Origin of the sequence: Pseudomonas syringae pv. cilantro (assembly GCF_001293775.1) — a bacterium.
Taxonomy (GTDB): Bacteria; Pseudomonadota; Gammaproteobacteria; order Pseudomonadales; family Pseudomonadaceae; genus Aquipseudomonas; species Aquipseudomonas syringae_P.
This window is the reverse complement of the sequence record NZ_LGLN01000013.1, coordinates 477,405-495,502: the sequence shown is the minus strand read 5'-3', so window position 1 is coordinate 495,502 and position 18,098 is coordinate 477,405. Positions and strand designations below refer to the sequence as shown.

Sequence of the window (18,098 nt, the reverse complement as noted above, 5' to 3'; positions counted from 1 at the left end):
ACCGAGAGCTTAACGTAAAACAGCATGTGTCTGGTTGTCATACGCAAAACCGGCAAAGGTCCTACAAAACCGACCTTATTAAAGCACTTTCATGTAACAGATTTGCCAGTCGTGACCCCCATCAGGATAATGCGCGCACTCGGTCAGATACCGCACCCAGGCTCACATCGTCCTGATAATGATGTAGCGAGAATCAGGCCCGCAGGGGCGGGAAGAGAAACCTTGATCACCTTCAACATTGCACGATGGCATGCCTGGGCTCCTGGCCTGGCGAGTGTGGACGATTGGCGGCAGTGGAGCCGCCATCCGACGCTGCTTGAAACCAGTGATGAAGCGCCAGATGTGTCTTTTCTTCCTGCGATGCAACGGCGACGCCTGGGCCGCATGGCGCGCATGGCATTTGCCGTTGGCTGGCCGTTGACCGAGGGCTACGGGCGTGTGCCGCTGGTTTTTGTCTCGCGCCACGGCGAAACCCCGAGAACATTCGATATTCTGCGTGATCTGGCCGCTGAAGAACCGCTTTCACCGACCCAGTTCAGTTTGTCAGTGCATAACGCAGTGATCGGTCTGTGGTCGATCATGCGCGGTGAAACCAGTGAAATGACGGCCCTGGCGGCCGCAGGCGACGGCCTGGAAAATGGAGCATTCGAGGCAGCGGCGCTGCTGGCTGAAGGAGCTGAAGCAGTGCTGTTGGTGGTGACCGAAGAGCAGCCACCGCAAGCCTATGCCCAATGGATTGATGACGTGCCTTTTCCCTACGCGGTCGGCTTGCTGCTGACGCCCGGCAACGAATGGGAACTGTCTTTGCACAGCGACACACAAGGCATCCCGCAGACCCGATGGCCCCACGCATTGAGCCTGCTGCAAGCCTTGCACACCAATCAATCCGCCTGCCTGCACCCCTGGAATAACCGGTTATGGAACTGGCAACGCAACCACTGAAGAAGGGCCGGGACGCCTATTACTGGCGCCTGTTGGCAACCGGCATCAGTTTTGCCCTGTTCGGGGTGAGCGGTCTTTGTCTGCGATTGTTCGTTTTTCCGGTGCTGAGCTGCCTGCCGGGCACTGCTGCCAGCCACCAGCGCCGCGCCCGGCGAACCATCAGCCGGTTGTTCTGGCGCTTTATCCGCATCATGGCGCGCATGGGCGTGCTGACTTACGAAGTACAGGGTGCCGAAAAACTCGGGCGCCCCGGGCAGATGATTATCGCCAATCACCCGTCGCTGATCGACGTGGTGTTCCTCATCGGGCTGGTGCGTGACGCCAACTGCGTGGTCAAGCGCAGCCTCTGGGAGAACCCGTTCACCCGTGGCCCGGTGCGTTCTACCGGTTACATCAGCAACGACGGCAGCATGGACATGCTCGACGCCGCCGTAGAGCGCCTGCAAAGCGGCCAGACACTGATCATCTTTCCGGAAGGCACGCGCACCCAGCCGGGTCAGCCGCCGGTCTTTCACCGTGGCGCGGCGGCCATTGCGTTGCGTGGCGCACGCATGATCACGCCGGTGACCATCCAGGTCCACCCCACCACCCTGACCAAGGCCGAGCCCTGGTATCGCATTCCGCAACGCCGCGTGCACTTCACTTTGCGCGTCGGTGCCGATATAGACCCCAACGCCTTCAGTGCGCTAGGCCCAGCGCCCATAGCGTCCCGCAAGCTCAACGATTACCTGCATGACTATTTCACCAAGGAGCTCGCCTCAGATGAGCGATCTGCACCAGGACATTAAAGTGTTGATCATCGATGCCCTGGGCCTCGAGGACATCACGCCCGAAGACATCGGCAACGACATGACCCTGTTCGGCGAAGGCCTGGGGCTGGATTCGGTGGATGCACTGGAGCTGGGCCTGGCCATCCAGAAACGCTACGGCATCCGGATCGATGCCGATGCCAAGGACACCCGCAACCATTTCGCCAGCGTCGACAGCCTTGCGGCGTTCGTCAGCGCAAGACAATCGGCCTGAGTATCGAACATGCAAACCCGTGAAGACATCTTCGAAATCCTGCGCACCGCAATGGTGGAACTGTTCGAGCTGGAGCCCGAAAGGGTCACGCTTGATGCCAATCTCTATCAGGACCTGGAGATCGATAGCATCGATGCCGTTGACCTGATCGACCACATCAAACGCAAGACCGGCAAGAAGATCGCTGCCGAAGAGTTCAAGTCGGTGAGAACCGTCAATGATGTGGTCGAAGCCGTGTACCGGCTGGTCAGCGCAGCCGAATGAAGCGGCTGATTGGCCTGATCCTGCTGCTCGCCGGTGTGCTGTACCCGTTTGCCGTCTATTGGGGAACCGAGCATTTCGCGCCCTGGCAGTTCGCCTTGTTGCTGGGCGGCCTGTGGCTGGCCCGCGCACTGACCGGCGAACGCAAGCCCGGCAGCCTGGCGATGGCCATTGTGGCGCTGCTGTTTTGTGTGGTGCTTGGGCTACTCGACAGCCATGTGATGCTGCGCTGGTACCCCGTGCTGGTCAGCGCATTCATGCTTTGCCTGTTTGGCTCCAGCCTGATCTATGGCCCGCCGATTGTGGAAAAGATGGCGCGAATCAACCGGCCGGACCTGCCCGCGGCCGGCATTCATTACACTCTCAGAGTCACGCAGGTCTGGTGCCTGTTCTTTTTGCTCAACGGCTTCACAGCGGCGGCGCTGACGCTGTGGGCGCCTCTGTCATGGTGGACGCTGTACACCGGTCTGATTTCCTACGGACTGATGGGGCTGCTGTTTGCAATCGAATGGATCGTCCGCCCGCCCTCTGCAGGCGGCAAATGAAATGGATCGCATGAACTGGCTGAACCTGCAACACCTGCTGCTCGACGCCTTGCCCGGTCGGCTGCTGACCCGATCTCCCGAGCTGGATCACGCGCAATTTCGCGATCAGGCGCTGAGCGTCGCGGCGGCTTTGCAAGCGCGTGGCGTCACGCGCATCGCCGTGCATCTGCAAGACGCAGCCGAGCTGGGCGTTGCGCTGTTCGGGGCATGGCGCGCCGGTGTGCACGTGTTGCTGCCCGCCGACTTGCAGGGTAAAACCCGCGAACGCTGGGCAGATCAGGTCGATCTGTGGCTGACCGACCTGGCAGACGACGCGCATTTGAGCGATCTGCACGCTACGCCGCTTGCGCCGGCCGCGCTCGATCTGGACCAGTGCCGACTGAGCCTGTGCACCTCCGGTTCCAGCGGTGAGCCCAAGCTGATTGAAAAACGGCTGCGGCAACTGGCCAACGAGGTCTGCGGGCTGGAACAGCGGTGGGGCGCAGAGCTTGGCTCGGCGTGCATGATCGGCAGCGTCGCGACCCAGCACATTTATGGCTTGCTGTTCCGCCTGCTATGGCCGTTGTGCGCTGCACGCCCGTTCGTGCGCCGTCAGTTGCCGTTTGCCGAGGACCTGCAACGCGCCAGCCGCGAATACCCGTCTTTTGCCTGGGTCGCCAGCCCTGCGCTGCTCAAACGCATGGGCGACAACCTCGACTGGCCGCGCCTGAGCGCCGTGCGCCGGGTATTTTCATCCGGCGGCGCTTTGCCCGCCGAAGCCGCGCAACGCCTCCAGCAACGCCTCGGTCAGTGGCCGACGGAAATTCTTGGCAGCTCGGAAACCGGCGGCATCGCCTGGCGGCAGGGCGGACAACACTGGCAGGCGTTTGATGGCGTCGAACTGAGCCAGAACAGCGAGGGCGCACTGTGCATCAGCTCGCCTTATCTGCCGCCCGGCCACGTCGAGCAGACGGCTGATGCGGTGCTGATCGGTGCAGACGGCCGTTTTGAGCTATTGGGCAGGCTGGACCGCATCGTCAAACTTGAAGAAAAACGCGTTTCGCTGCCGCTGATCGAGCAGGCCCTTACGTCTCATGAATGGGTCAGCGAAGCGCGGCTGGGTGTGTTCCAAAACAACCGTGCATCTTTGGGTGCGTTGCTGGTGCTGAGCGACAGCGGCGTGCTGGCGCTACGCAATAAAGGCCGTCGTGCGCTGACCGAAGCGTTGCGAGACCATCTGCGCCCGCACTGCGAAACCATCGCCCTGCCCCGCCGCTGGCGTCTGTTGCGGCAAATGCCACTCAATGCCCAAGGCAAGCTGCCGCAGGCCGAGGTCGAGGCATTGCTCATCGCGCCACGCCCGAAACAGCCGGAAGTACTCGGGCAACAGACCGTCGACGGCGAGTTGCAGCTGCAATTGATCGTCCTGCCCGACCTGGCGTATTTCAGCGGCCACTTCCCCACAGCGCCGATCTTGCCGGGCGTGGTTCAGGTCGACTGGGCGATCAGCCTGGGCCAGCAGTTGCTCGATCTGCCACCCGATTTTGCCGGCATGGAAGTGCTCAAGTTTCAGCAATTGGTGCGCCCCGGCGATCACCTGAAACTGACCCTGCGCTTCGATGCCGCGCGCTCAAAACTGCATTTCGCGTTTAACAACGCCGAGAACGAGCCCTGCTCCAGCGGCCGTATTGTGCTGGGAGGCGAGCATGCATAAGCCTTGCGTGATCATTCCGGTCTTCGACCACGAGCTGGCCGCGCCCGACGTCGTCAAGGCCGTGCGCGACGCCGGTTTGCCCTGTGTGCTGGTGGACGACGCCAGCAGCCCGCCCTGCGCCGCAGTGTTGCGACAGCTCGCTCATGGCGACGAAATCTATCTGGTTTGCCTGCCGGTCAATCAGGGCAAAGGCGGCGCGGTCATGGCCGGGTTCAGGGAAGCGGCACGCCTGGGTTTCAGCCATGCGCTGCAGGTCGATGCCGACGGCCAGCATGACTTGAGCGATATCCCGGTATTTATGCAGCAGTCGCGTGAGCACCCCGATGCACTGATCTGCGGCTATCCGCAGTATGACGAAAGCGTGCCGACAGGCCGTTTGTACGCGCGTTACCTCACTCACGTCTGGGTATGGATCAACACGCTGTCATTGCAGATTCGCGATTCGATGTGCGGCTTCCGGCTATACCCGCTGGCACCTGTGCTGACCCTGATCAACCGCGTAAACATCGGCAAACGCATGGACTTCGATTCGGAGATCCTCGTGCGTCTGGCGTGGCGCGGTCAGGCGATGCGCTGGCTGCCGACCCGCGTTCACTACCCGCAGGACGGTCTGTCGCATTTCCGCCTGTTTCACGACAACGCACTGATCTCGAAGATGCACGCCAAACTGTTCTTCGGCATGCTGGTCCGGTCGCCAATGATTCTCTGGCGACGGTGGCGCTCATGAGCCTGAACAAAGCGCCCAGAGAACATTGGGCCCGTCACGAAGAGCGCGGCAGCTTCATGCTCATGAAACTCACCGCCTGGGGGATGCGTGTACTGGGCCGACGCCTGCTCAGCCCGCTGCTGTATGGCATCGTCCTGTATTTCTATGTGTTCGGGCGACGTGCGCGGCGCAGTATCTGGCAGTACCAGCAGCACCTGTCGAACTGGAGCGCCAGGCCTGAACTGCGCCCCAGCCAACGGCGGGTGTTTGGCCAGTTCATGGCCTTCGCCGAGGCACTGCTCGACAAGCTCGACGTGTGGAACGGCAGGCTGGGCCTCGATCAGATCGAGATTATCGACTCCGGCAAGATTCGCCAGAACCTGCGTGGCGCACGCGGCCAGATGCTGGTGGGCGCGCACCTGGGCAACCTTGAGGTGTGCCGTGCGTTGGCCGAACTCGGTGAAAAGATCACCATGAACGTGCTGGTGCACACCAAGCACGCCGAACGCTTCAATCGCCTGCTGGGCGAGGCCGGGGCAAGCAACCTGCGCCTGATTCAGGTCAGCGAGCTGGACCCGGCGATCATGCTGCAACTCAGCCAGCGTCTGGACGAAGGCGAGTGGCTGGCCATCGCCGGCGACCGCGTTGCGCTGCACGGCGGGCGCAACGTGCGGGTCGATTTTCTCGGCCAACCCGCAACGTTCCCGCAAGGCCCGTGGCTGCTGGCCGGCCTGCTCAAGTGCCCGGTCAATCTGTTTTTCTGCCTCAAGGGCCCGAAGGGCTACCGGGTGATTCTCGAACCGTTCGCCGAGGCAATCGAATGGCGTCGCAGCGACCGCGCACAGGTGATCACCCACTGGGCCACGCTTTACGCCGAGCGCCTGGGTCATTACTGCCTGGAAGCGCCACAGCAGTGGTTCAATTTCTACCCATTCTGGAAGTCCGATGACGAATCAAGCTCCTGACCCGATCATGTTCGGCGAACGCGCCCTGTGTATCGAAGACGTGCTGGCCTTGGCCAATCGTCAGGCACCGAGCGCGCTGCAAGGCGACGATGCATTTCGCGCACGCATCGCCAGAGGCGCTCAGTTTCTCGATTCGTTGCTGGACAAGGAAGGCGTGATCTACGGCGTTACCACCGGTTATGGCGACTCCTGCGTGGTGGCCGTGCCGCTGGAGCATGTCGAAGCGCTGCCGCGTCATCTGTACACCTTTCACGGCTGCGGGCTGGGCAAACTGCTGGATGCCCAGACCACCCGCGCAGTGCTGGCCGCGCGCTTGCAGTCGCTGTGTCAGGGCGTTTCCGGGGTTCGGGTCGAACTGCTCGAGCGTTTGCAGGGGTTCATCGATCAGGACGTCTTGCCGTTGATTCCGGAAGAAGGCTCGGTGGGCGCCAGCGGTGACCTGACGCCGCTGTCGTACGTGGCCGCGACCCTCTCCGGCGAGCGCGACGTGCTGTTCCGTGGCCAACGCCGCCCGGCCAGCGAAGTGCATCGCGAACTAGGCTGGACGCCGCTGGTGCTGCGCCCCAAGGAAGCGCTGGCGCTGATGAACGGCACCGCGGTCATGACCGGCATTGCCTGCCTGGCGTTCGCACGCGCCGATTACCTGCTGCAACTGGCGACTCGTATCACCGCGATGAATGTGGTGGCGCTGCAAGGCAACCCGGAACACTTCGATGAGCGCCTGTTCGCCGCCAAACCGCATCCGGGCCAGATGCAGGTCGCGGCCTGGCTGCGTCAGGACCTGGCCATCGACGCACCGACGGCTCCGCTGCATCGCTTGCAAGACCGCTATTCGCTGCGCTGTGCGCCGCATGTGCTGGGCGTGCTGGCTGATAGCCTGAACTGGCTGCGCTCGTTCATAGAGATCGAACTGAACAGCGCCAACGACAACCCGATCATCGACGCCGAAGCCGAGCGCGTATTGCATGGCGGGCATTTCTACGGTGGGCACATCGCCTTTGCGATGGACAGCCTGAAAACCCTGGTGGCCAACGTCGCGGACTTGCTCGACCGGCAACTGGCGCTGCTGGTAGACGAACGCTATAACCACGGCTTGCCGAGCAACCTGTCGGGCGCCAGCGCCGAGCGGGCGATGCTCAATCATGGCTTCAAGGCGGTGCAGATCGGCACCAGTGCATGGACCGCCGAAGCGCTGAAGAACACCATGCCGGCCAGCGTGTTCTCGCGCTCAACCGAATGCCACAATCAGGACAAGGTCAGCATGGGCACCATCGCCGCACGCGATGCCATTCGGGTACTGGAACTGACCGAGCAGGTCGCCGCCGCCACACTGATCGCCGCCAATCAAGGTATCTGGCTGCGCTGCCGGGCCGCCGCTGCGCCTGCGCTACCACCGGCACTGGCGACCATGCACAAACAGCTGGCCGAGGATTTTGCGCCCGTCATCGAAGACCGGGCACTGGAAGCAGAACTGCGCCTGTGCCTGAAACACATCGCCAACCGCCGCTGGAGGTTGCATGCGCAGTAAAGGCGTTCTGCACGTCGACACCGAAATCGTGGTGCCGTTTTTCGACGTCGACATGATGAATATTGTCTGGCACGGGCACTACGTGAAATACCTCGAAGTCGCGCGCTGTGCGTTGCTCGATCATATCGGTCATAACTACATGCAGATGCTCGAATCCGGTTATGGTTGGCCGGTGATAGACCTGCAATTGCGCTATGTGCGCAGCGCCGTGTTCGGCCAGAAACTCAACGTGCGCGCCAGCCTGGTGGAGTGGGAGAACCGCTTGAAAATAAATTATCTGATCACCGACGCCGGAACCGGCGAACGCCTGACCCGCGCCAGCACCGTGCAGGTGGCGGTCGACCGCGACAGCCGCGAAATGCAACTGGCCTCACCGCGGATTTTCATCGATGCCGTAAAGAGAGCGTTGCCATGAGTCGTCCGTTTCGCGCATTGATGCTGCTGGGTTTGCTGGGGCTCTCTTCGCTGGCGCAGGCGTTCGACCTGCAACAACTGAGCGATCAGTTGGCCAGACCTGCCGTGGTGCAAGGTCGTTTCATTCAGGAAAAACACCTGCGCTCGCTGCCGCAGCCGTTGGTCAGTAAAGGCCGCTTTGTGCTCGCCAAAGAGCTCGGCCTGCTGTGGCTGCTGGAAACTCCATTGAAACAGGATTACCGCATCAACGCCGACGGCATTGCCCGGCGTGAAACCATTGGCACTGTCAGCAGTTGGAAACCGGTGCCGAACAAAAATGCCGGAGCCGAGCAGAACCGCTTGTTCCTTGCCGTGCTACAAGGCGACAGCAGCGGCCTGCAACGTGATTTCGATTTGCAGCTCAAGGGCGATGCAAACGCCTGGCAACTTACCCTCACACCACGCTCGCTGTTGCTGCAGCAGGTGTTCAAACAGATCAATATCGATGGCGGCGAACTGGTGCAGCGCATCGAACTGCTGGAAACCCAGGGCGACAGCACGCTCCTGAAAATGATCGACAGCAGCAGCGCCGCAACCCTCACCGATGCGCAGCGTAATGACTTCAGCAACTGAGCGGCTGTTACCGCGACTGTTCCTGCTGATTCTGACGGGCGTGCTGGCGCTGGCCGTCTGGCAGTGGCACGACCGCTCGCCGCTGTCGGCCAACCTCATGGAACTGGTGCCGGGCACTGATAACGATGCGCTGGTGACGAGCGCCGAAAAACGCATTCAGGAACCCCTCAACCGCGAAATGCTGGTGCTGGTCGGGCATGTCGAACGCCAGCAGGCGGTCGAACTGGCCCGTAAACTGGCCGAACAGTGGCAAGCAAGCGGTCTGTTCGAGAAGGTCCAGTGGACGCTGCAAGCCGACCTGCCCGCGCTGCGCACCCAGTTGCTGCAAGGGCGGATCGCCATGCTCCCAGCAGCAGATCGCAGCCTGCTGATCGACGACCCGAAAACCTTCATCGAGCAGCGCGTACAAACCCTGTTCGACCCGTTTGCCGGTTTCAGTCTGGTGCCGAGTCAGGATGACTGGCTGGGCCTGACCGGACGTATCCAGAACGGCTTGCCCCGGCAAGGTGCGGTCGAACCCGATCTGGCCAGCGGCGCGCTGATCGCCACCGCCGAGGGCAAAAGCTGGGTACTGCTGCGCTCGCGAACCCGCACCGATGCGTTCGACATGCACCTGCCCGGCCAGGTCGCGGACTTGCTGGCCAACGCTCGCGTGCAGGCGCGCCAGGCCGGTGGCCAGTTGCTCGCCGCCAGCGGCCTGCTGTATGCCGCAGACGGTCAGAAACAGGCGAGTCGGGAAATCACCTGGGTCGGCGGTGGCGCGACGGTCGGCATTCTGTTGCTGCTGTTATTGGCCTTTCGGCGCTGGAGCGTGTTGCTGGCGTTCATTCCAGTCGTGGTCGGTATGCTGTTTGGTGCGGTGGCCTGCGTGGCGCTGTTCGGCAGCATGCACGTCATGACGCTGGTGCTCGGTTCCAGCCTGATCGGCGTGGCCGTGGATTACCCGCTGCACTACCTGTCGAAAAGCTGGAGCCTGAAACCCTGGCGCAGTTGGCCCGCCTTGCGCCTGACATTACCGGGGCTGAGCCTGAGCCTGATCACCAGTTGCATCGGCTATCTGGCGCTGGCCTGGACGCCCTTCCCGGCGCTGACGCAAATTGCCGTGTTCTCGGCGGCAGGGCTGGTCGGTGCTTATCTGACGGCGGTGTGCCTGCTGCCCGCGCTGCTCGCCAGGGTAGATATCCGCCCGGCGCAGTGGCCGCTTCAACTGGCGCAGCTGATGCTCGATTGCCGCGCGGCGCTGTTGCAGCGCATCAGTACGCCGATCCTGCTGGCGCTGTTACTGGCTTTCTGCGGCGGCGGGCTCTGGCACCTGACCACCAAGAACGATATCCGCCAATGGGTGGCAGCCCCGCAGGCGCTGACTGACGAAGCGCAGGCCATCGCGCGGATTACCGGTTATCAGCCTACCAGCCAGTTTTTTCTGGTGCGCGGCAAGGATCAGCAGCAATTGCTGGATCGCCAGTCGGCACTGACGCAGCGTCTCGATCAACTGATCAGCATGGACAAACTGCAAGGCTACATGGCAATCAACCAGTTGCTCGACTCGCCTGCCGAGCAACAGGCAACCCGTGCTGCGCTGAGCAAACTGCCGCAATACTGGGCACCGCTGGTGCAGCTCGGCGTTCCGGCCAGCGCCTTGAAAGCCGAACTCGCTCAAGTGCAGGCACTGCCCACGCAGGCTATCGAGCAGGCGCTTCAGGGTCCGCTGAGTGAACCCTGGCGCACGCTCTGGCTGGGCAGCTCAGATGACGGCGTCGCCAGCATCGTCAGCCTGCGCGGCCTGAACAGCATGGCCTTGCTGCGCATCCAGGCCACCGGGCTGGAAGGCGTGCAACTGGTGGACCGTCTGGGCGAACTCAATGATGTGTTTGCTCACACACAAATCAGCGCCGCCGAACTGAAGCTGGCGTCGTGCGTGCTGATCGTCCTGTTGCTGATCGTCCCGTTCGGCTTCAACGGCGCGTTGCGCATTGTCGCCCTGCCGCTGCTGGCAGCGCTGTGCAGCCTCGCCAGCCTCGGTTGGCTGGGGCAGCCGTTGACCCTGTTCAGCCTGTTCGGGCTGCTGCTGGTCACGGCGATCAGCGTCGATTACGCCATTCTGATGCGCGAGCAGATCGGCGGCGCCGCAGTCAGCCTGCTGGGCACGCTGCTGGCGGCGGTCACCACCTGGCTGTCGTTCGGGTTGCTGGCGATCTCCAGCACGCCGGCGATCAGTAACTTCGGCCTGTCGGTCAGCCTCGGGCTGGCATTCAGCTTTCTGCTCGCGCCGTGGGCCAGCCCGCGTAAGCTCGCGCATGTGCCAGCCACTGCTGAAGAGCCACGACCATGAGTCATGCACCTTTTTCGTCACGCCTTGCCACCGTCAAACCGCAAAGGAAAACCTGTGCCTACCATCGATAGGGAAATTCGTCAGGTCGTCGTTATCGGTGCCGGTCCGGCCGGTTCAATCGCGGCGGCTCTGCTCAAACGTCAGGGCCACGATGTGCTGGTCATCGAGCGCCAGCTGTTTCCGCGCTTTTCGATTGGCGAAAGTTTGCTGTGCCACTGCCTGGACTTCGTCGAGGAGGCCGGGATGCTCGAGGCCGTCGAGGCGGCCGGTTTCCAGCGCAAGAACGGCGCGGCCTTCGCGCGTGGCGAGCAGTACAGCGATTTCGATTTCGGTGACACGTTCAGCAATGGCAAGCCCACGACTTTTCAGGTTCAGCGTAGCGAATTCGACAAACTGCTGGCTGATCAGGCCGAGCTGCAAGGCGTGGACATCCGCTATCAACAGGCAATCATCAGCGCAGACTTCGACGGCCCGCAGCCGGTTCTGCAGGTAAAGCGTGAAGACGGCAGCGAATACAGCGTGCAGGCGACCTTCGTGCTCGACGCCAGCGGTTACGGACGCGTGTTGCCGCGCTTGCTCGACCTCGAAGCGCCTTCGGGTTTTCCGGTGCGTCAGGCGGTGTTCACGCATATCGAAGACCACATCGACAGCCCGCCCTTCGACCGCCAGAAAATCCTTGTCAGCCTCCATCCGCAGCACAGCGATGTGTGGTTCTGGTCGATCCCGTTCAGCGCAGGCCGTTGCTCGGTAGGCGTGGTGGCCTCGGCCGAGCGCTTCAAGGACAAGCCTGCTGATCTGGATGCCTGCCTGCGTGCTTTCATTGATGAAACACCGCAACTGGCCAGCGTACTGAAACATGCAGTCTGGGATACGCCAGCGCGGACCATCGGTGGCTATTCCGCGAACGTCAAAACTTTGCACGGCAAGGGCTTTGCGCTGTTGGGCAACGCGGCGGAGTTCCTCGACCCGGTGTTTTCCTCGGGGGTGACCATCGCCATGCGTTCGGCGAGCATGGCGGCCGGGGTCTTGAATCGGCAGTTGCAGGGCGAGAACGTGGATTGGGAGCGCGAATTTGCCGTTCCCTTGAAACGCGGCGTCGACACCTTCCGCGCCTATGTCGAAGGCTGGTACGACGGCTCCTTCCAGAACGTCATTTTCTACCCCGGCAGCGCCCCGGATATCCGCCGCATGATCAGCTCGATTCTGGCCGGTTATGCCTGGGATGAACGCAACCCGTTCGTCAGCGAGCCCAAGCGACGCCTGCGCACGCTGTCGGAAATCTGTGCGGACGGCGGCTCATGAATCGACCGTTTTTGAGTGACAGCTATGTCGAAGAAACCCGCTTCGGCTTGTGGTTTCTGCGCAGTCACACCTGGCAACACCGAGTGCTGCGCGTCGCCATTGATGACCTGCGCAGCCTGTTCAGCGGCCCGCCGCCTGCCGCACCGGTGTTGCTCGACGCCGGTTGCGGACAAGGCAAATCGTTCCAGCACCTGAGCAAGGTGTTTGCGCCCTCGAAGCTGCTTGGGGTCGATGCAGACCCGCACAGCCTGAGCATGAGCCTTCAGGAAGCGGCTGCCCGAGGTATTGAGGTTGAGCTGATCGGCAGCGATTGCGCCGCCCTGCAATTGCCGGACGCCAGCGTTGATCTGCTGTTTTGTCACCAGACCTTTCATCATCTGGTCGAGCAGGAAAAGGCGCTGGCCGAGTTTTACCGGGTCCTCAAGCCGGGCGGCTATCTGCTGTTCGCCGAATCCACCGAGGCCTACATCGATACCTGGGTGATCCGCTGGCTGTTCCGTCACCCGATGCACGTGCAGAAAAGCGCTGCGCAGTATCTGCAGATGATTCGTGAGCAGGGTTTCGAATTCGACGCGCGCTCTGTTTCGTACCCTTATCTGTGGTGGAGCCGCGCCACAGACTTCGGCCTGTTCGAAGCCCTCAAACTGCAAAAACCCAAGCCATTTGGCCAGCGGGAAGAAACGCTGGTCAATGTCGTGGCCCGCAAACCGCTGCAAGGTGACGTTTCATGATTCGCGTAATGTTGCTGACCGTTCTCTTGCTTGGCGGTTGCGCTGCCCAGGCACCGCTGCCGACCACGGCACCTACCCTGCAATTGCCGATGCAACTGCACATCGACCGCCGCCAGGCTGATCAACGTCAGGACTGGATGCTGATCATCCAGCGTGAAAACGCCGGGCTGCGCTGGTCGATGATGGACCCGCTGGGTATTCCTCAGGCGCGGCAGTTATTGATCAACGGGCAATGGCAAGCCGATGGCCTGCTGCCGCCCAACCCCGAAGCGCGCGAACTGTTCGCTGCGCTGATGTTTGCCATGACCCCTGACATGGAAATGCATGGCCGCTACCCCAGCGCTTATCGCCAGGGCATGCAGCGCCGCCTGGATGATCGCTGGCTGGTGGAGTATCAATCGGCCAACGCGTTCACCATTCGCCTCAAGCAAGGGCTGAGCTACCGGGTGACGCCGCTGAACGACGAGGCAGTGCCATGACCGCCTACCTCGACGCGCTGGGGGTGATCTGTTCGCTGGGCGCGAGCCGCGAGGACGTGTCGCGCAGGCTGTTTGCCGGCGACAGCTCGGGCATGGTGGTCGAAAGCGGCTGGGTCCCCGAGCGTGCACTGCCGGTTGGCGCGGTCAAGGCCGCCCTGCCGGCCATGCCACCGGCCATGAGCGCGCAGCACAGCCGTAATAACCAGTTGTTGCTGGCTGCCGCTTTGCAGATCGAAGACGATATCCGGCTGGCCATCGAGCGCTACGGCGCTGCGCGTATCGGCGTGATCATCGGCACCAGCACCTCCGGCATCGACGAAGCGAGCAGCAGCATGGCCGTCTGGCTGCGTGACAAGACGTTTCCCGAGCATTACGACTATCGCCAGCAGGAGCTGGGCGCACCGGCCAATTTTCTCGCCAGTTGGCTGCAATTGAGCGGCCCGGCCTACGTGATTTCAACCGCCTGCACCTCCAGCGCGCGAGCGCTGCTCAGTGCGCGTCGGGCGCTGGACATCGGTTTGTGCGACGCGGTGCTGTGTGGCGGCGTCGACAGCCTGTGCAAGCTGACCCTGAACGGTTTTCTGTCGCTTGAGGCCATGTCGCCACGACTGTGCAGCCCGTTTTCGCGAAACCGTGACGGGATCAATATCGGTGAGGCCGCTGCGTTGTTTCTCATGACCCGCGAAGCCAGTGGCACGCACTCGATCGCGCTGCTGGGCGCCGGTGCCAACTGCGACGCTCACCATATCTCCGCCCCTGAACCCAGCGGGCGCGGCGCGCGGGACGCCATGCTGCAAGCCTTGCACACTGCCCGTCTGGATGCCGCGCAGATCAGTTATCTGAACCTGCACGGCACGGCCACGCCGCTGAACGATGCAATGGAAAGCCTCGCGGTGCAGGCAGTGTTTCCGGATGGCGTGGCGTGCTCGTCGACCAAACCGCTCAGCGGTCATACGCTGGGGGCTGCGGGGGCACTGGAAATCGCGTTCTGCTGGCTGAGTCTGGCACCGCACAACAGCGATCAGGCCCTGCCCCCGCACGTGTGGGATGGCGAGGAGGATCCGCTGTTGCCCGCGTTGCACTGGACAACGCCGGGCGCACGCCTGACACCTGCCGACGCTCGTTACATGATGAGCAATTCGTTTGCCTTCGGCGGCAACAACATCAGCCTGATAATCGGAGATGCCCCATGATCGAGTGGCCGCTCGCCGAACTCATCCCCCACGCTGGCGACATGATCCTCATCGATCAGGTGCTGGCTTTCGACGAAGAGCAGATTGAAACCCGCCTGACCGTACGCCCCGATGGCCTGTTCAATCAGGCGGATGGCAGCCTGCCCGCCTGGCTTGGCGTAGAACTGATGGCACAGAGCGTGGCGGCCTACGCGGGTTGTCAGGCGCGCAGCAAGGGCGAAGCGGTCAAGCTGGGGTTTCTGCTTGGCAGCCGCAAGTTCGACTGCAACGTGGCGCGCTTCCCGCTGGGCAGCGAACTGCATATTCACGCCGTGCGTTCCTTGCAGGACGACAGCGGCATGGGCGTGTTCGAATGCACGCTCACCGGTCCGGAAATCAAGGCATTTGCCCGCCTCAGTGTATATTGCCCACCCAGCACTGCTGACTATCTGGCTGAAGGAGCCCCGGCATGACTGAATCGATACTGGTCACCGGCTCCAGCCGTGGCATCGGCCGCGCCATTGCCTTGCGTCTGGCGCAGGCCGGCTACGACCTTGTCCTGCATTGCCGCACCGGCCGCAGCGAAGCCGAAGCGGTACAGGCCGAGATCAAGGCGCTGGGCCGCCAGGCGCGGGTGCTGCAATTCGATGTCTCGGACCGGGCCGCCTGCAAGGCGATTCTGGAAGATGACGTGGAAACCCACGGCGCGTATTACGGCGTGGTGCTCAATGCCGGTCTGACCCGCGACGGCGCCTTTCCGGCGCTCAGCGATGACGACTGGGATCAAGTGCTGCGCACCAACCTGGATGGTTTCTACAACGTCCTGCACCCGCTGACCATGCCGATGATTCGCCGTCGTGCAGCGGGCCGTATCGTCTGCATTACCTCGGTTTCGGGCTTGATCGGCAATCGCGGCCAGGTCAATTACAGCGCGTCCAAAGCGGGCCTGATCGGCGCCGCCAAGGCGCTGGCCATCGAACTGGGCAAGCGCAAGATCACCGTCAATTGCGTTGCGCCAGGGCTGATCGATACCGCGATGCTCGACGAGAACGTTCCCGTGGAAGAACTGATGAAAATGATCCCGGCCCAGCGCATGGGCACTCCCGAGGAAGTGGCCGGTGCGGTGAATTTTCTGATGTCGGCGGAAGCCAGCTACATCACTCGCCAAGTGCTGGCCGTCAACGGAGGACTCTGTTGATGAAGCGCGTGGTGGTCACCGGCATGTCAGGCATTACCTCGGTGGGCAGCGACTGGGCCACTGTCAACGCCAGCTTCAGCGCCAACCGCAGCGGTATCCGACGCATGGACGAATGGGAACGTTTCATTGAGCTGAACACCCGGCTGGCCGGCCCTATCGATGATTTCACTGTCCCCGCGCACTGGACGCGCAAACAATTGCGCAGCATGGGCCGCGTGTCACGCCTGGCGGTGGCCGCCTCGGAGCAGGCGCTGATCGACGCCGGGCTGCTGAATGATCCGATCATTCGTGACGGCCGAATGGGCACCGCCTGCGGCTCGTCCACCGGCAGCACCGACGAGATCAAGGCATTCGGCAACATGCTGATCAACTCGGTGGCGCTGAACCTGAACGCCAACTCATACGTGCGCATGATGCCGCACACCACGGCGGCCAACATCAGCATCTTCTTTGGCCTGACCGGACGGCTGATCCCGACCTCCAGCGCCTGCACCAGCGGCAGTCAGGGCATCGGTTATGCCTACGAGGCGATCAAGTTCGGGCGTCTGCCGCTGATGCTCGCCGGGGGAGCTGAAGAACTGTGCCCGACCGAAGCGATGGTGTTTGACGCGCTGTATGCCACCAGTCTGAAAAACGACGCGCCGCAGACCACGCCGCGACCTTACGACAGCGGACGCGACGGCCTGGTGATCGGCGAAGGGGGCGGCATGCTGGTGCTTGAAGAGCTTGAACACGCTCAGGCACGTGGCGCTCATATCTACGCCGAGATCGTCGGCTTCGGCAGCAACGCCGACGGCGCGCACAGCACCCGCCCGGAGCAAGCCACCATGCGCCGCGCCATGGAGCTCGCTCTGGAAGATGCCGGCTTGCCGCCCGAAGCCATCGGCTACGTCAACGGCCACGGCACCGCCACCGAACAGGGCGACATCGCCGAAACCCTGGCGACCAGCAGCCTGTTCGGCCCATGCATGCCGCTCAGCTCTCAGAAAAGCTTCCTCGGTCACACCTTGGGCGCCTGCGGTGCCTTGGAGTCATGGTTCAGCATCGAAATGCTCAACAGTGACCGGTATATCCATACCCTGAACCTGACCGACATCGATCCGCAATGCGGCGAACTTGATTACATCGTCGGCGAACCCCGGAATATGAGTAACGAATACGTGATGAACAATAACTTCGCCTTTGGCGGGGTGAATACCTCCCTGGTCTTCAAGCGTTGGGGGTGAGACCTCAATCTCCGGGGCGTGAGGCACGATAACCTCAACTACCGTGCAACGCTCCGCGTCAAGAGTTCGGTAAACGCCTTGGCCATCGGTGACTGTTCGTCCTTGCGCTGAACCAGCCACACCGCGCTGGTCGCGCCGGGGTCAAGGACGTTGCGGTAGACCACGCTGTCGATGCGCATTCTTCGATAGGATGCAGGCAGCACGGTCACGCCCAATCCGGCCGCGACCAGGCCAATGATGGTCATGACTTCCCCCGCTTCCTGAGTGATCAACGGGCTGAAACCGGCGGCGCGCGCCAGGCTCAGGACCTGCGCGTAAATACCGCTGCCATAAGAGCGCGGAAAGAACACAAACGGCTCGGCGGCCAGCGCGGCCATGTAGATTCCGTCCTCGGTGCTGGCCGCCAGTGGATGGTCCGCGCGCATGATCGCCACCAGCGGCTCGTTCAGCAATTCAAACACCACCAGTGAATCGGGCAATGCCAGCGGGCGCATGATGCCGACTTGTATGGTCTTGTCCTCAAGCCCTGCGGCTACTTCCTGGCTGGTGATTTCGGTCAGGGTCAGGTGCACGTCGGGGTAAGCCTGACGAAACGCAAAGATCGCCTGCGGGATGCTTGACGTGAACGGTGCCGACGACGTAAAGCCGATTTTCAGCTCACCGATTTCGCCCAGTTGCGCACGCCGTGCGACATCTGTGGCTTTGTCGACTTGCGCCAGCACCAACCGCGCCTCATCCAGAAACAGCCGCCCGGACTCACTCAATTCGACACGCCTGTTGGTGCGCTCGAACAGTCGTGTACCCAGCTCCTGCTCCAGCGCCTGAATCTGCTGGCTGAGTGGCGGTTGAGATATCCCCAGCGCCAGCGCCGCACGGCCGAAGTGCAGCTCTTCGGCAACCGCGATGAAGTAACGCAGATGGCGCAATTCCATGCGGCCTCCATTAAGACGTTTTACCTATCAAACAGGT

The 18,098-nt window shown here is 62.3% G+C and carries 20 protein-coding genes; 19 read left to right on the top strand and 1 reads right to left on the bottom strand.

Features of this window, described 5'->3' with window-relative positions:
* Positions 1 to 222 precede the first annotated feature (222 nt).
* The 19 genes from ABJ99_RS03585 to ABJ99_RS03495 are packed head-to-tail and all read left to right on the top strand — an operon-like array spanning position 223 to position 17,129.
* Positions 223 to 942, top strand: coding sequence for a beta-ketoacyl synthase chain length factor (locus ABJ99_RS03585; RefSeq protein WP_054084641.1), 720 nt, complete (start codon positions 223 to 225; stop codon positions 940 to 942).
* Complete coding sequence (locus ABJ99_RS03580) at positions 918 to 1,730, top strand: lysophospholipid acyltransferase family protein (protein WP_054084640.1); 813 nt, start codon at positions 918 to 920, stop codon at positions 1,728 to 1,730. The genes ABJ99_RS03585 and ABJ99_RS03580 overlap by 25 nt, the downstream gene beginning before the upstream one ends.
* Entirely contained in the window at positions 1,705 to 1,965 is a 261-nt protein-coding gene (locus tag ABJ99_RS03575) for a phosphopantetheine-binding protein (protein WP_054084639.1), read from the top strand. Before ABJ99_RS03580 ends, ABJ99_RS03575 begins: the two co-directional genes overlap by 26 nt.
* Before the next feature lie 9 nt (positions 1,966 to 1,974).
* Positions 1,975 to 2,229: an acyl carrier protein gene (locus ABJ99_RS03570; protein WP_054084638.1), complete on the top strand. Its 255-nt coding sequence runs from the start codon at positions 1,975 to 1,977 to the stop codon at positions 2,227 to 2,229.
* Positions 2,226 to 2,771 carry a COG4648 family protein gene (locus ABJ99_RS03565; RefSeq protein WP_054084637.1) on the top strand — a complete coding sequence of 182 codons (546 nt, stop codon included), beginning with the start codon at positions 2,226 to 2,228 and terminating at the stop codon, positions 2,769 to 2,771. Before ABJ99_RS03570 ends, ABJ99_RS03565 begins: the two co-directional genes overlap by 4 nt.
* A 10-nt stretch (positions 2,772 to 2,781) precedes the next feature.
* The gene (locus ABJ99_RS03560) at positions 2,782 to 4,464 is read left to right on the top strand and encodes an acyl-CoA synthetase family protein (RefSeq protein ID WP_054084685.1); all 1,683 of its coding nucleotides are present in this window, start codon (positions 2,782 to 2,784) and stop codon (positions 4,462 to 4,464) included.
* The gene (locus ABJ99_RS03555) at positions 4,457 to 5,191 is read left to right on the top strand and encodes a glycosyltransferase family 2 protein (RefSeq protein ID WP_054084636.1); all 735 of its coding nucleotides are present in this window, start codon (positions 4,457 to 4,459) and stop codon (positions 5,189 to 5,191) included. Before ABJ99_RS03560 ends, ABJ99_RS03555 begins: the two co-directional genes overlap by 8 nt.
* A complete protein-coding gene (locus ABJ99_RS03550) occupies positions 5,188 to 6,135 on the top strand; it encodes an LpxL/LpxP family acyltransferase (RefSeq protein WP_054084635.1) in 948 nt (315 codons plus the stop codon). Before ABJ99_RS03555 ends, ABJ99_RS03550 begins: the two co-directional genes overlap by 4 nt.
* Positions 6,116 to 7,663 carry an HAL/PAL/TAL family ammonia-lyase gene (locus ABJ99_RS03545; protein WP_054084634.1) on the top strand — a complete coding sequence of 516 codons (1,548 nt, stop codon included), beginning with the start codon at positions 6,116 to 6,118 and terminating at the stop codon, positions 7,661 to 7,663. The genes ABJ99_RS03550 and ABJ99_RS03545 overlap by 20 nt, the downstream gene beginning before the upstream one ends.
* Positions 7,653 to 8,078, top strand: a complete 426-nt coding sequence (locus ABJ99_RS03540; protein WP_054084633.1) for an acyl-CoA thioesterase — start codon at positions 7,653 to 7,655, stop codon at positions 8,076 to 8,078. Before ABJ99_RS03545 ends, ABJ99_RS03540 begins: the two co-directional genes overlap by 11 nt.
* Positions 8,075 to 8,689 carry an outer membrane lipoprotein carrier protein LolA gene (locus tag ABJ99_RS03535; protein ID WP_054084632.1) on the top strand — a complete coding sequence of 205 codons (615 nt, stop codon included), beginning with the start codon at positions 8,075 to 8,077 and terminating at the stop codon, positions 8,687 to 8,689. Before ABJ99_RS03540 ends, ABJ99_RS03535 begins: the two co-directional genes overlap by 4 nt.
* Entirely contained in the window at positions 8,673 to 11,021 is a 2,349-nt protein-coding gene (locus ABJ99_RS03530) for an MMPL family transporter (RefSeq protein WP_054084631.1), read from the top strand. Before ABJ99_RS03535 ends, ABJ99_RS03530 begins: the two co-directional genes overlap by 17 nt.
* A gap of 54 nt (positions 11,022 to 11,075) precedes the next feature.
* Positions 11,076 to 12,323: an NAD(P)/FAD-dependent oxidoreductase gene (locus ABJ99_RS03525; protein WP_054084630.1), complete on the top strand. Its 1,248-nt coding sequence runs from the start codon at positions 11,076 to 11,078 to the stop codon at positions 12,321 to 12,323.
* A complete protein-coding gene (locus ABJ99_RS03520; RefSeq protein ID WP_054084629.1) occupies positions 12,320 to 13,054 on the top strand; it encodes a class I SAM-dependent methyltransferase in 735 nt (244 codons plus the stop codon). Before ABJ99_RS03525 ends, ABJ99_RS03520 begins: the two co-directional genes overlap by 4 nt.
* Entirely contained in the window at positions 13,051 to 13,533 is a 483-nt protein-coding gene (locus tag ABJ99_RS03515) for a hypothetical protein (protein WP_054084628.1), read from the top strand. The genes ABJ99_RS03520 and ABJ99_RS03515 overlap by 4 nt, the downstream gene beginning before the upstream one ends.
* Positions 13,530 to 14,726, top strand: coding sequence for a beta-ketoacyl-[acyl-carrier-protein] synthase family protein (locus tag ABJ99_RS03510; RefSeq protein WP_054084627.1), 1,197 nt, complete (start codon positions 13,530 to 13,532; stop codon positions 14,724 to 14,726). The genes ABJ99_RS03515 and ABJ99_RS03510 overlap by 4 nt, the downstream gene beginning before the upstream one ends.
* Entirely contained in the window at positions 14,723 to 15,178 is a 456-nt protein-coding gene (locus ABJ99_RS03505; protein WP_054084626.1) for a hotdog family protein, read from the top strand. Before ABJ99_RS03510 ends, ABJ99_RS03505 begins: the two co-directional genes overlap by 4 nt.
* A complete protein-coding gene (gene fabG / locus ABJ99_RS03500; protein ID WP_054084625.1) occupies positions 15,175 to 15,903 on the top strand; it encodes a 3-oxoacyl-ACP reductase FabG in 729 nt (242 codons plus the stop codon). Before ABJ99_RS03505 ends, fabG begins: the two co-directional genes overlap by 4 nt.
* Entirely contained in the window at positions 15,903 to 17,129 is a 1,227-nt protein-coding gene (locus ABJ99_RS03495) for a beta-ketoacyl-ACP synthase (protein ID WP_054084624.1), read from the top strand. The genes fabG and ABJ99_RS03495 overlap by 1 nt, the downstream gene beginning before the upstream one ends.
* Before the next feature lie 38 nt (positions 17,130 to 17,167).
* On the opposite strand, the gene ABJ99_RS03490 is transcribed toward ABJ99_RS03495, so the two are convergent.
* The gene (locus tag ABJ99_RS03490; protein ID WP_054084623.1) at positions 17,168 to 18,061 is read right to left on the bottom strand and encodes a LysR family transcriptional regulator; all 894 of its coding nucleotides are present in this window, start codon (positions 18,059 to 18,061) and stop codon (positions 17,168 to 17,170) included.
* Positions 18,062 to 18,098: the final 37 nt, after the last annotated feature.